Raw genomic sequence first — 12,824 nt, 5'->3', positions numbered from 1 at the left:
ATACCAAAATAAATTTTAGAAAGGAAAGGTTGTAAATACAGCTTCAACCTCAGCTGTAACTTTAACTAATCCGGGAGCAAAATTTTGAGAAATATTACTAGAGGATGAATATGTAATTGAACGTAGTGAAGAACTAATTTCAGTTACCTTAGATGGAATAGGATTATATTTTAGAGAAAAATTCTTAGCTAATAATGATGCTTTATTAATAGCATCTTGGCTAGCTTTTTTTAATGCCTTACTATAATAATAAGATGGATTTGAAAGCATAAAATCTACATTTATATCATCATTAGCTCCATTTTCTATTACTAGTTCATATACGTCTTTTAATTTAGATAGATCAGTAATTAATATACTAATTAACTGTGAAACCTTATAAGAAATCAATACATTATTAGTATAGTCATAATTTCTAGTTACAGATATATCTTCAGTATGAATATTCTCTTTAGGTATTCCATAGTCATATAAACTAGTTAGTAAAATATTAACTATTTTACTATTTTGTTCTTGTGCTTCTTCTAAACTCTTACTTTCTGTAGTTACTCTAAGATTTAGTTTAGCTATATCAGCATTTATTTCAATATAGCCCTTTCCATTTACAGATAAACATCCTTTATTTGTAGGCATGCATATATTACTATTATTTCTAAATTGCATTGTAATACCTCCTTAAAACCTAGTACATTACATAGGAATTATATTCAAAGCTATATGAAAATATGAATTTTATATCAAGGTTGATTTATTCAATAAGCAATAAAGTTATGATATAATACAGAATATTACTATGAATGAAGGTATATATAGTTTATACTATTAAAAACCCAGATAAATTATATAAAGGAAAATATTTAGAGATAAATACATCTTAAAATAGGGGAGAGAATAGATAGTGCAAAAGAGAATAGGTATAATAGCATCTAATTTAGAACTAAAAAATAGAATTGAAAAATTATATTATAAAGATGTTAAGGATAAAAATATAATAATAGATATTATAGATATGGATCTATTAGAAGAGCAAGGTAAAATGTTAGTTGATAAAGGTGCCCAAGTTATAATTGGAAGAGGCGGAGGGTATAAACTAATTTTAGACACTGTTAATGTACCTGTAATACCTTTAAATATGAAAATAATAGATTTATTAAAGGCTATAAAAGAAGCAAGTTCATATTCAAAGAAAGTTGTATTAATATTAGGATATGATGAAGTTGACTTTGACTATAATAAATGGAGAGAGATAATAGACGTAGATATATCTGAAGAATGGTTTAAATCTAAGTATGAAATAAGGAATAAAGTAATCAAATATATAGATGAAAAAAATGATGTAGTTATTGTTGGAAGTGGAATTGCATGTTCTTTTGCGAAACAGTACAACATGGATAATGTATTTATAGGCGCAAGTGATGATTCTATAAAAGAGGCTATAGAATATTCTAAAAATTTACTTGAAACAGTTGAAAAGGAAAAATTTGATAACGAGATTTTAAGAAATATACTAGATGGAGTAAAGGATGGAATAATAGCAATAGATAATAATGGAAATATATTATTGTATAACGATACAGCCATGAAAATAATGAAAGTCGATAAAAAAGATGTATCTAATCGATACATATTAGACGTATTTCCTAACATGGAGTGGTTGCTAGAATGTTTACATACTAAGAAAGACAGCAAGCGAAAAATAAGACATATCTATAATTCGATAGTAAACACTAATGCAAAACTAATAAAAGTAGATGGCCATATTTATGGAGCAATTGGAATAATTCAAGATATAACTAAATTACAAAATTTAGAAAGAAAAATAAGAGCAGATTTAAATAAAAAAGGACTTTATGCTAGATATACATTTTCTGATTTTATGTTTAAAGATAAAGTAACAAGTGAATTTATTGAAGAAGCTAAAAGAATTGGAAGAACTGATTATACAACATTGCTTTATGGTGAAAGTGGAGCTGGAAAAGAGATACTAGCTCAAAGTATGCACAATATAAGTAAAAGAAAAGATAAGACATTTGTTGCAATAAATTGTGCAACTATATCTGAAAATCTTTTAGAAAGTGAATTATTTGGATATGAAGAAGGAGCTTTCACAGGAGCTAAAAAAGGAGGTAAGCCTGGATTATTTGAGTTAGCTCATGAAGGGACACTATTTTTAGATGAAATTAATAGCTTATCACTTAATTTTCAAACTAAACTATTAAGGGTTATAGAAGAAAGGCAAATAATGAGAATAGGATCAGATCATATTATACCTTTAGATATTAGAATAATAGCAGCAACAAATGAGTTTTTAACTGAAAAAATAAGAGATAATTCATTTAGAGCTGACTTATTTTATAGATTAAGTAGCTTAGAAATAAATATCCCACCTCTTAGAGAGAGAAAAGAAGATATAGTACCATTATTTGAACACTTTGTAGACGAAATACTAAAAAATAGAAACATTGATGAGTTGGACAAAGTAGTAAAAAATTCTAAATTGAACAAAGAAGATATAGACAAACTAAAAGCTTATAATTGGCCAGGAAATGTTAGAGAACTTAAAAACATAGCTCAAAAGTATGTTGTAACAGGTAAAATAAAACTAGACTATACTATAAATGAAATTGATTATATTAGTGTAGATAGAGATTATAAAGATGAATATAAAAATACTGAATTTGACTATGCTAATATAAATATAAATATGAAAGAAATAAATAATTTTGTGGAACAAAAAATTATAGATATGTTATTAAGTCAAGGTTTAAATAAAACGGAAGTATCGCAAATACTTGGAATAAGTAGAACTGCATTATGGAAAAAATGTAATAAAAATATATAGTTTACTAAAGTTAACAAATGTTAACTAGTGTTAATAAAAATTAATATATATAAATTAGTTAAAATATAAATGAATTAATACATAAATAATATTAAAAAAGACATATAAATAATAATGTTAAATCAGGTAATTTACCTGATTTTTTTATGCCGAACAAAAATTATATTTAATATAGTAAAGACTTTATTTAACATAATAAAATTGGCATATAAGTTGCTTTTAAATGACATTACAAAATATTATTAGGGGGTATTGATTATGACTCAGAGTATGGTGGCGAAACATTCTATGTGGCCAAGGAAGAAAGATATAATATTTAATTTATCAGAAAGGGCTCAAAAAGCAGAGCGAGCTATAGGAAAAGATAATGTTATAAATGCAACTATAGGAGCTCTTATGGACGATGAAGGTAAGTTAATAACAATGGAAACTGTATACAATGAGTACAAATCATTAGAGAATAGAGATATTTCAGCATATGCTGCATTAGAAGGACAACCAGATTACCTTGAAGCAGTTAAAAAAATATGTTTTAAAGAATACTTACCTGAAGGATATGTAAAAGCTGTAGCCTCTCCAGGAGGAAGTGGTGCTATAAAGTTAGCAACTTGGAATTATACTAATGAAGGTGATGAAGTATTAACATCTGATTGGTTCTGGAGTCCATATATAAGCATAACAGAGGAAATAGGAAGAAAAGTTGCTACATATAAACTATTTGACGAAAATAATAACTTCAACTTTAATTCATTTGAAGAAGAATTTTTAAGAATATCATCTAAACAGGAAAGAATATTTACTATATTAAATACACCAGCGCACAATCCAACTGGATATAGTGTATCAGATGATGAATGGGATAAAATTTTAAATCTATCAAAAGAAGTAGCAAAAGACAAAGATAAGAAGATAATATTATTTGTAGATATTGCATATATAGATTTTGCAAAGGATGATGATGGAAGTAGGAAATTCTTCTCTAAATTCTCTAATCTTCCAGAAAATGTACTTGTAATAGTAGGCTTTAGTATGTCAAAAGGATTTACAGCTTATGGAATGAGAATGGGTGCAGCGATATGTATAACATCTTGTGAAAATGTAGCAGAAGAGTTTTACTATGCATGTGTTCATTCTTGTAGGGCAAACTGGTCAAACTGTAATAGGGGAGCTATGACTCTATTATCTAATATAGTCAAAGACCAACAAAAGCTAAAAACATACACAAAAGAAAAAAACATCCACAAAGAAATGTTAAATAAAAGAGCTGAAATATTTGTTAAAGAAGCTCGAAAGGTAGGACTTCCAATACTTCCATATAGAGATGGATTCTTTATAAGTATACCATGTGATAATCCTATGGAAGTTTCAGAAGAATTAACAAAAGATAATGTCTATGCTGTACCATTGAAAATGGGTATTAGATTTGCAATTTGTGCAGTATCAGAAGAAAAATGTAGGGTAGCTCCAAGTATCATAAAAAATGCACTTGAATATGTAGAAAGTCAAAAATCATTAAATATATAGGGACATAGTAAATAGATTATAAATTAATAATTATTTATGGGGGATTTTAACTATGAAACAATTAATGACAGGTAATGAAGCTATTGCTCGTGGAGCATATGAAGCTGGTGTTAAATATGCATGTGCTTATCCAGGTACTCCGAGTACTGAAATATTAGAAAATGTAGCATTGTATAAAGATGACATAGTTGCTGAGTGGGCACCTAATGAGAAAGTAGCATTAGAAGCTGCTATAGGAGGATCTATAGCAGGTGCTAGAACTATGGCTTCTATGAAGCATGTAGGCATAAATGTTGCAGCAGATCCACTATTTACTTTTGCATATACAGGAGTAAATGGTGGTATGGTTTTAATTTCAGCAGATGAACCAGGAATGCACTCATCACAAAATGAACAAGATAATAGAAATTATGCTAAATTTGCTAAGATAGCTCTTTTAGAGCCTTCAACTAGTCAAGAAGCTAAAGAAATGTTTAAAGAAGCATTTGAGATAAGTGAAAAATTCGACACACCAGTTTTATACAGATTAACGACAAGGCTATGTCATTCAAAAGGAATAGTAGAATGTTTTGATAGAAAAGAAGTAGGAATAAAAGACTATATCAAAAATCCTCAGAAAAATCTTACTGTACCAGCACATGCTAGAGTAAGAAGAGTTGCAGTAGAAAAAAGATTAAAAGAATTAGAAGAATTTTCAAATAGCACACCTTTAAATTATTACGAAATAAATGATACTAAAATTGGAATAGTTGCATCTGGTATGTGTCATACATACGCACAAGAAGTATTTGGTAAAGATGCATCATATATGAAGTTAGGATTTACTAACCCAATGCCAATTGAAAAAATAAAAGAATTCTCATCTAAGGTAGACAAAATCTATGTAATAGAAGAAAATGATCCATTTATAGAAGAGCAAATGAAAGCAAACGGTATAGAATGTTTTGGAAAAGACATATTACCTGTTTACGGGGAAATGACACCAGATGTAATTAGAAAAGCTATATATGGTAAAACAAATCCTACTATAGATTTCAACGAAGGGCTGGTTGTACCAAGACCTCCAGGATTATGTGCAGGATGTCCTCATAGAGGTTTCTTCTATGAATTAGGTAAAAGAAAAAATGTAATGGTAACAGGTGATATAGGTTGTTATACTCTTGGATTTGCGCCACCATATAATGCTATGGATACAGTAATCTGTATGGGTGCAAGTTTAAGTACTGGTCACGGAGCTCAAAGAGTATTTAATATGAAACAAGACAATGATATGAAGGTTGTTGGAGTTTTAGGAGATTCTACATTCTTCCATACAGGAGTAAACTCACTTTTAGACATTGCCTATAATAAAGGGAATTGTGTATCTGTAATACTAGATAATAGAATAACAGGTATGACAGGTCACCAACAAAATCCTGGAACAGGATATACTTTGCAGGGCGAAAGTACAAATGAAGTAAATGTAGAAGAATTAGTTAGAGCTTGCGGAATAAAAAATGTTAAAAATATTGATCCGAACAATTTAAAAGAAGTAAATGAAACTCTTGATTGGGCATTTAATTTAGAAGAACCCTCAGTAATTATAACTAGATGGCCATGTGTTTTAAAAAAATTCTCTAAACAAGATTTAGAAGAATTTAATAATCCTTTTGCAAGTAAATGTACTGTAGACCATGATGATTGTATAGGATGTAAAATCTGTATGAAGACAGGATGTCCAGCTATATCATTTACAAAAGAAACTAAAAAAGTAAATATAGATCCAAACCAATGTGTAGGATGTGGGGTTTGCTCACAAGTTTGTCCAAAAGAAGCTATATCTAATAATTCTGTGTCTAAGGGGGTAATGTAGTATGACTAAGAGTATTCTTTTAGTAGGAGTAGGAGGGCAAGGGACTATACTTGCTAGTAAATTATTAACTACAGGACTTATGGAAGCTGGATATGATGTAAAAATGAGTGAGATACATGGAATGAGCCAAAGGGGAGGCTCGGTATCATCACAAGTTAGATATGGTGAAAAAGTATATTCTCCAGTTATAGAAGTAGGTGGAGCTGATATTTTAGTATCATTTGAAAAGATGGAAACACTAAGATGGATAAAATTCTTAAAGCCAGAAGGTAAAATTATTTACAATAACTATAGAATGGACTCTATGCCAGTATTAACAGGTAAAGCACAATACCTTGAAACAGAAATAGATGAAGAACTAGAAAGATTAAATGCTATTTGTCTAAGTGCAGCGGATAAAGCTTTAGAACTTGGAAATTCTAAAATAATGAACGTTATATTATTAGGAAGTTTAGTTAAATCTATGAAATTAGAGTATATTAATTGGGAAAAGATAATAAAAGATAATGTAAAAGAAAAATTTGTAGATATAAATATAAAAGCTTTAAAAGAAGGTATGAGTTTAATTCCTAGTGAAGCTATTCAAACAAACTAGTATAAATAAAAGTTAGAACATTAAATTAAGCTATTACAAGTATAGATATACAGTAATAGCTTAATTTATAGAAAATAAAATAAAGAGGGGATATTTATGATCTATAGAATACTAGCTGTAAATCCAGGGTCTACATCTACTAAAATAGCAGTTTATGATAATGATAAGATAGTATTAGTAAAAGGAATTAATCATCCTGTTTGTGAAATAGCAAAATATAATAATATACAAGATCAATTTGAAATGAGAAAAGATGAGGTACTAAAAGTTATTAAAGAAAATAATATAGATATAAACACATTGAGTGCAGTTGTTGGAAGAGGTGGATTACTTCCACCAGTTAAATCAGGGGCATATTTAGTGAATGATCAAATGATAGATAGATTAGTAAATAGACCTATAATTGAGCACGCATCAAATCTAGGGGCTATTATATCTTATGAAATAGCAAAACAACTTGGAATAAATGCATACATATATGATTCTGTGGCAGTAGATGAACTTGATGATATAGCTAGAATATCTGGAATTTGTGGAATGGATAGAGATTGCTTAAGTCATGCACTAAATTCTAGGGCTATGGCTATGAAACATTGTAAAAATAACAATAAAAACTACAAAGATTTAAATTTAATAGTAGCTCACTTAGGTGGAGGTATAACAGTTAGTGTACACAAAAAAGGTAAGATGGTAGATATTGTATCAGATGATGAAGGATCATTTTCACCAGAAAGAGCTGGAAGAGTGCCTTGTAAAAAAATCATAGATAGATGTTTTTCAGGAGAATACTCACATAGAGAAATGCTAAAAATGATAAGAGGAAATGGTGGTATAGTATCGTATTTAGGAACGGTTGATGTTAGAGACGTAGAAAAAATGATAAATAAAGGTAATGAAAAGGCAAAACTTGTTCACAAAGCAATGGCATATCAAGTTTCTAAAAGTATAGGTGAATTAGCAACGGTTGTAGAGGGAAAAGTTGATGCAATAGTTATTACAGGTGGAATTGCTTATTCAAATATGATAACTTCTATGATTAAACAAAGAGTAGATTTTATAGCACCAGTAGACATTATTCCAGGTGAAAATGAACTTGAGTCTTTATCTTTAGGAATTTTAAGGGTATTATTAGGAGAAGAAAATGCTAGAGTATATGAAGAAAATGAACTAGCTAAAGCATAAAACTAATGTTGATAAAATTATTAAAAAAATAATTATTAAAAAAATCAAAAATACTTGAAATATTTAGACAATTATAGTATTATAAAAAAATAGCAAGAGAAAAATTAAATACTCCTTATCAAGAGAGGTGGAGGGGCTGGCCCTTTGAAACCCGGCAACCAGTATATTTAATATACATTGGTGCTAAATCCTGCAGCTAATAGCTGAAAGATGAGTAAATAATTGCTTATTATAGCCTGAGTTTATTCTCAGGCTTTTTTATATATTAATTAGAACATAAGAGGAGGCGACATGTATGGAAAAAGAAATAAAAAAGGGTAATGCATTGGCATTATTACCATTAGGAGTATTTTTATTATTATTTTTAGGAACGGGAATTATAACAGGTGATTTCTATAAAATGCCAGTATTAGTTGCATTTATTATATCGGCTGGCGTTGCATTAATGTTAAATAAAAAAGAATTATTTTCTACAAAAATAGATGTGTTTTGCAAGGGAGCAGGAAAGCCTGATATTATATTGATGTGTATGATTTTCTTATTGGCAGGTACATTTGGAAGTGTTTCAAAGGCCATGGGTGGAGTTGATGCTACTGTAAACCTAAGCTTATCAATATTACCACCAAATCTTGTAGTAGTAGGATTATTTGTTATAGGTTGTTTTATATCTGTTTCAATGGGAACATCAATGGGAACAATAGCAGCAATAGCACCAGTAGGAATAGGTATATCAGAAAAAACTGGAATACCAATGGCTTTAGTGATAGGAGCAGTAATAGGTGGAGCTATGTTTGGAGACAATTTATCTATGATATCTGACACAACTATAACTGCAGTTAGAACTCAAGGGTGCGAGCTTAAAGATAAATTTAAGGTTAATTTCTTAATAGTTTTACCAGCAGCTATAATAACAACTATAATACTTGGAATAAATACATCAGGATATAACGTAGTATTATCGGAAAACTATAGTTATCAAATAATAAAAGTAGTTCCATACATTATAGTATTAGCTGGAGCATTACTTGGAATGAATGTATTTAAATTACTTCCAATGGGAATATTTGTATCAGCAATAATAGGAATATCAACAGGATCATTTGATGTATTTGGATTTATAGATTCTGCATCACAGGGTATGTCAGGAATGTATGAATTATGTATGATGTCTATAGTAATAGGCGGAATTGTTGAACTTATAAAGTTTAATGGTGGAATAGATTTTGTACTACATTTTATAACAAGTAGAATAAAAAATAAAAAAGGCGCTGAATTTGGAATCGCAGCACTTGTAGCTTTAGTTGACTTATGTACAGCAAATAATACTATAGCAATAGTTATGGCAGGGCCATTAGCTAAAGATATAGCACAAGAATTTGATATAGATCCAAGAAGATCAGCAAGTATATTAGATATTTTCTCTTCTTGTTGTCAAGGAATGATTCCATATGGAGCTCAAATATTAACAGCTGCAGGATTAGCAGCAATATCTCCAGTTGAGATTTTAAGATACTTACATTATCCAATTCTGATGGGGTTATTTGGAATATTAGCTATAGCTTTTGGATTCCCTAAATTATCGGATATTAAGGAAAAAAGAAAAGAAGGTAAAATAGCATAAATAAAAAATAGTACTGAATAAATTTATTCAGTACTATTTTTTATTATCTAGATATGAAAGTTTCACAACTTGCATTACTATCATTGTTTATATGAACTTGGTCCGCCTTACATAGCTCACTTTCATTATATTTACAGTTAGTAGCTTTACAATGAATGTTTTGTGTACTTACACAATCACACTCATTAGCAGAACTTGTAAATCCAGCGCTAGCTTTATCTACATAAGATGCACAATTAGTATGTCCAGTAGTAGTAGCTTTACGTCCATCTACATTTATACCTCCTGCAAAACATCCTCCAGCGTTGTTATGAGCACAGCTAGTAGCCGAACAGTTTAAATTACTATTTATCATTTTAAAATACCTCCTACAAATTTATTTCTACCTTAGTATGTGGAGATAAATTATTTTTTATAACAAGTATTATTAATTATTTAGCAATACAATCAGAACAGACAACGAAAACATCATCTAAATTTTCGCGTCCAAATTTTTTATTAACATGGTGGACTTCTAAATTATCACTTGAGCCACAAAGAACACATTTATTATTGTAATAAGACAAAGCTTTTTCTTTAAATAATTTAAAGTGGATAGAGTTTAAATAATTATCGTAATTTATTTTTATACAAGCTTCTAGATAATTAATATATAGGTTGTCTAAATCCTCGGTAGTTAAAGTACTATTTTCTGGAGAAAAAAATTCGCAACGTTTATTTGACTCTGGCAAAGCATCAAGCATTATACATTTTATACTATATTGATAATCTTTATCTGGACCATCTAAAGAAAGATGAGTGCAAAAAGAGCAACATTCTTTAGGTAAGCTTTCTTCTAATTCGTTAATATTAATATTCATAAACAACCTCCCTTAAATATTTCAATTAATTTTATCAACGTATTATATTTATATTAAAAAACATAGACAAGTATTCTATAAATAAAGGATTTATAAAAAAAACAAAGTATTATTAAATAAAGATGTTAAAAATATTATAGGGTGATTAGATGCAAGTTTATAATTTTGATAAAATTAGAAAAGATGTTAATAATGATTTAATAAAAAGAGAAGCTGAGAATAAAAAAAGGTATTATTTTCAGCTTAATTTATTTGAAGAGAATAATTTATCTTTTAGAGATGATGTTTGTAATATAGAAAATAAAAAAGAGATTATAATAAAAACATTTGAAAGTAAATTGATAGGTAATAATGATAAAGGCAATTTAAAAAAAACTAAAGTATTAACTGATATTGAATTTAAATACAATATTTTTAGAAGCTGTCAATTTAATAATATTAAATTTAACAATTGTTCTTTTTTAGGAACAACATTTTTAAACTGTAATTTTAAAAATATATCTTTTGAAAATTGCTTTTTCTATAATTCAAATGGAGATATAAGTATATTTAATAATAAAAGTAAATTTAAAAACTGCTACTTTAAAAGTTGCTATATGGAAAATAGCGTATTTCAAAATGTTAATTTATATAATGTGAGCTTTATACATACAAATTTAAAAAACTCAATATTTAGTGAAATATATATGGATAAAGTCTATATAACAGATTCTGATTGTAGGTCGTTAAAAATTTTAAATCCAGATATAAATGAATTTAAGTTTGATGACAACTTTTTAACTAAGTTTGATGAATATACATTTATAGATAAAATAAAAGTCGATAGAAATTATAAAAAGACATATGAAATAGCTTCTAAGGTATATATGGAATTTGCTTCAAAGTTTGAAGGAAATCGATTAATGAATAATCGTGGAGAGTATTATTATATGTCAAAATGTATGGAAAAAAGGTCTTTAAGTGGTACAAATAAAATTAAATCATCTATATTTTGGATGTTATGTGGATATGGTGAAAGGCCAACCTATGCACTTATAACTTCTTTAGAGATAGTATTGGTATTTGCTATTATTTATATGATTACAGGGATTAGTGTGGGAGGATATATTATAGATTATAAATTGGCATTAGAATATGGACTTGCTATGCCTGATTTAATATCAGATTTTATGCAGTCTCTTTATTTTAGTATAGTTACATTTACAACTGTAGGATATGGAGATATAACACCGATTGGAAGTAGTATTTTATTATCGGGAATAGAAATGCTTTTAGGAGTTACTATGGTAGGGGTATGGACGGCTACTTTAGCTAGAAAAATAACTAGATAAAAATTATCGCCAGTACGTTGCTAAAAAACCTGATTAAATATTTAATCAGGTTTTTTATTATAAATATAGATTATACTAAATAAAATTTTACTTATTTAGTATAAATTTATTAATAACATTTGCAACACCATTATCATTATTAGTTGTAGTTATGTAATCTGATATATCTTTTATGCTATCACGAGCATTACCCATGGCAACACCAAGCCCTGCCATCTTTATCATATGCTGATCATTTTCTTCATCACCAACAGCAATTGTTTTTTCGATAGGTAAATTTATATTATTACATAAAGCTTTTAGTGCAGTCCCTTTATTAGCTTTTTTATTCAAAAATTCTAAGAAGAAAGGTGCAGATCTAACAACTGTATATTTTTCACGAAGTTCATTAGGAAGAACTTCTAAAATTTCTTCTAATCTTTCGGGATGATCGATAATCATTATTTTACAAAATGTTATACTGTCATCTATATCTTCTTCACTTTTATAAACGATTGGTATTTTATTTATTTCAGATTCATGAACTGTATATTCACTAGGTTCTTTATGTGGAGTTATTAGATTAGTTGGCGTATTTATATGAACTTTAGTATTAAGTTTTTTTACAACCTTATATATATCCTTAAAATCTTCATAACTCATTTCTATATTAGAAATAACCTTTTGGCTTTTTACTTCCTGAACTACTGCTCCGTTAAAGCATATAACGTAGTCACCTTCATCACTAAGATTCAATTCATTTAAAAGAGGCGTTACACCTGGAAGAGGCCTACCTGTTGATAATACTACCTTTGCACCGTTTTCTTTTGCTTTTTGGATAGAATCAAATACATCAGAAGTGATTTTTTTTTCACTATTCAATAATGTTCCATCAATGTCTAGAGCTATTAATTTATACATATTTATCCTCCTAAAATATTTTATAATGCTGTTACTAGTAATGATTATATCAATACATAATAAATTTATAAACTAAAATAAAAAATTTACCCTGATTGATGGCAAGTATCTTAAATG

The 12,824-nt window shown here is 28.4% G+C and carries 11 protein-coding genes and 1 riboswitch; of the genes, 7 read left to right on the top strand and 4 right to left on the bottom strand.

Going from position 1 to position 12,824, the window contains the following annotated elements; genetic code table 11:
* Positions 1–15 precede the first annotated feature (15 nt).
* Complete coding sequence (locus JNUCC81_RS14085) at positions 16–663, bottom strand: SIMPL domain-containing protein (protein ID WP_454094068.1); 648 nt, start codon at positions 661–663, stop codon at positions 16–18.
* A gap of 235 nt (positions 664–898) precedes the next feature.
* Between JNUCC81_RS14085 and JNUCC81_RS14080 the strand changes: the two genes are divergently transcribed.
* The 6 genes from JNUCC81_RS14080 (at position 899) to JNUCC81_RS14055 (ending at position 9,616) form a co-directional block, all read left to right on the top strand.
* Entirely contained in the window at positions 899–2,842 is a 1,944-nt protein-coding gene (locus JNUCC81_RS14080; protein ID WP_454094067.1) for a sigma 54-interacting transcriptional regulator, read from the top strand.
* Positions 2,843–3,100: 258 nt separating this feature from the next.
* Complete coding sequence (locus tag JNUCC81_RS14075; RefSeq protein WP_454094066.1) at positions 3,101–4,366, top strand: pyridoxal phosphate-dependent aminotransferase; 1,266 nt, start codon at positions 3,101–3,103, stop codon at positions 4,364–4,366.
* 52 nt (positions 4,367–4,418) lie between these two features.
* Entirely contained in the window at positions 4,419–6,218 is a 1,800-nt protein-coding gene (gene iorA, locus JNUCC81_RS14070) for an indolepyruvate ferredoxin oxidoreductase subunit alpha (RefSeq protein WP_454094065.1), read from the top strand.
* A 1-nt stretch (position 6,219) separates the two neighbouring features.
* On the top strand, positions 6,220–6,813 hold the full coding sequence (locus JNUCC81_RS14065) for an indolepyruvate oxidoreductase subunit beta (RefSeq protein WP_454094064.1): 594 nt from the start codon (positions 6,220–6,222) through the stop codon (positions 6,811–6,813).
* A gap of 96 nt (positions 6,814–6,909) precedes the next feature.
* Positions 6,910–7,995, top strand: a complete 1,086-nt coding sequence (buk, locus tag JNUCC81_RS14060) for a butyrate kinase (RefSeq protein WP_454094063.1) — start codon at positions 6,910–6,912, stop codon at positions 7,993–7,995.
* A 112-nt stretch (positions 7,996–8,107) separates the two neighbouring features.
* Positions 8,108–8,212: riboswitch (SAM riboswitch) on the top strand.
* A 78-nt stretch (positions 8,213–8,290) separates the two neighbouring features.
* Positions 8,291–9,616 (top strand): Na+/H+ antiporter NhaC family protein, encoded by a 1,326-nt coding sequence (locus JNUCC81_RS14055; protein WP_454094062.1) that lies wholly within the window; start codon positions 8,291–8,293, stop codon positions 9,614–9,616.
* A gap of 43 nt (positions 9,617–9,659) precedes the next feature.
* Here the strand turns inward: JNUCC81_RS14055 and JNUCC81_RS14050 are convergent, their stop codons facing one another.
* Positions 9,660–9,971 carry a DUF1540 domain-containing protein gene (locus JNUCC81_RS14050; protein ID WP_454094061.1) on the bottom strand — a complete coding sequence of 104 codons (312 nt, stop codon included), beginning with the start codon at positions 9,969–9,971 and terminating at the stop codon, positions 9,660–9,662.
* A 76-nt stretch (positions 9,972–10,047) separates the two neighbouring features.
* Entirely contained in the window at positions 10,048–10,476 is a 429-nt protein-coding gene (locus JNUCC81_RS14045) for a hypothetical protein (protein ID WP_454094060.1), read from the bottom strand.
* 149 nt (positions 10,477–10,625) lie between these two features.
* Between JNUCC81_RS14045 and JNUCC81_RS14040 the strand changes: the two genes are divergently transcribed.
* Positions 10,626–11,807 carry an ion channel gene (locus JNUCC81_RS14040; RefSeq protein WP_454094059.1) on the top strand — a complete coding sequence of 394 codons (1,182 nt, stop codon included), beginning with the start codon at positions 10,626–10,628 and terminating at the stop codon, positions 11,805–11,807.
* 87 nt (positions 11,808–11,894) lie between these two features.
* Here JNUCC81_RS14040 and yidA read toward each other — a convergent pair whose 3' ends face one another.
* Complete coding sequence (yidA, locus tag JNUCC81_RS14035) at positions 11,895–12,707, bottom strand: sugar-phosphatase (protein ID WP_454094058.1); 813 nt, start codon at positions 12,705–12,707, stop codon at positions 11,895–11,897.
* Between the last annotated feature and the right edge of the window lie 117 nt (positions 12,708–12,824).

The organism is Faecalimicrobium sp. JNUCC 81, from assembly GCF_053667625.1.
This window is presented reverse-complemented; position numbering and strand designations above follow the sequence as displayed.

Bases quoted from the DNA above. Each gene is read 5' to 3' on its own strand.
- iorA (WP_454094065.1), top strand. From the start codon at position 4,419: ATGAAACAATTAATGACAGGTAATGAAGCTATTGCTCGTGGAGCATAT.
- JNUCC81_RS14055 (WP_454094062.1), top strand. From the start codon at position 8,291: ATGGAAAAAGAAATAAAAAAGGGTAATGCATTGGCATTATTACCATTA.
- yidA (WP_454094058.1), bottom strand. From the start codon at position 12,707: ATGTATAAATTAATAGCTCTAGACATTGATGGAACATTATTGAATAGT.
- JNUCC81_RS14045 (WP_454094060.1), bottom strand. From the start codon at position 10,476: ATGAATATTAATATTAACGAATTAGAAGAAAGCTTACCTAAAGAATGT.
- JNUCC81_RS14065 (WP_454094064.1), top strand. From the start codon at position 6,220: ATGACTAAGAGTATTCTTTTAGTAGGAGTAGGAGGGCAAGGGACTATA.
- JNUCC81_RS14040 (WP_454094059.1), top strand. From the start codon at position 10,626: ATGCAAGTTTATAATTTTGATAAAATTAGAAAAGATGTTAATAATGAT.
- JNUCC81_RS14075 (WP_454094066.1), top strand. From the start codon at position 3,101: ATGACTCAGAGTATGGTGGCGAAACATTCTATGTGGCCAAGGAAGAAA.
- JNUCC81_RS14085 (WP_454094068.1), bottom strand. From the start codon at position 663: ATGCAATTTAGAAATAATAGTAATATATGCATGCCTACAAATAAAGGA.
- JNUCC81_RS14050 (WP_454094061.1), bottom strand. From the start codon at position 9,971: ATGATAAATAGTAATTTAAACTGTTCGGCTACTAGCTGTGCTCATAAC.
- buk (WP_454094063.1), top strand. From the start codon at position 6,910: ATGATCTATAGAATACTAGCTGTAAATCCAGGGTCTACATCTACTAAA.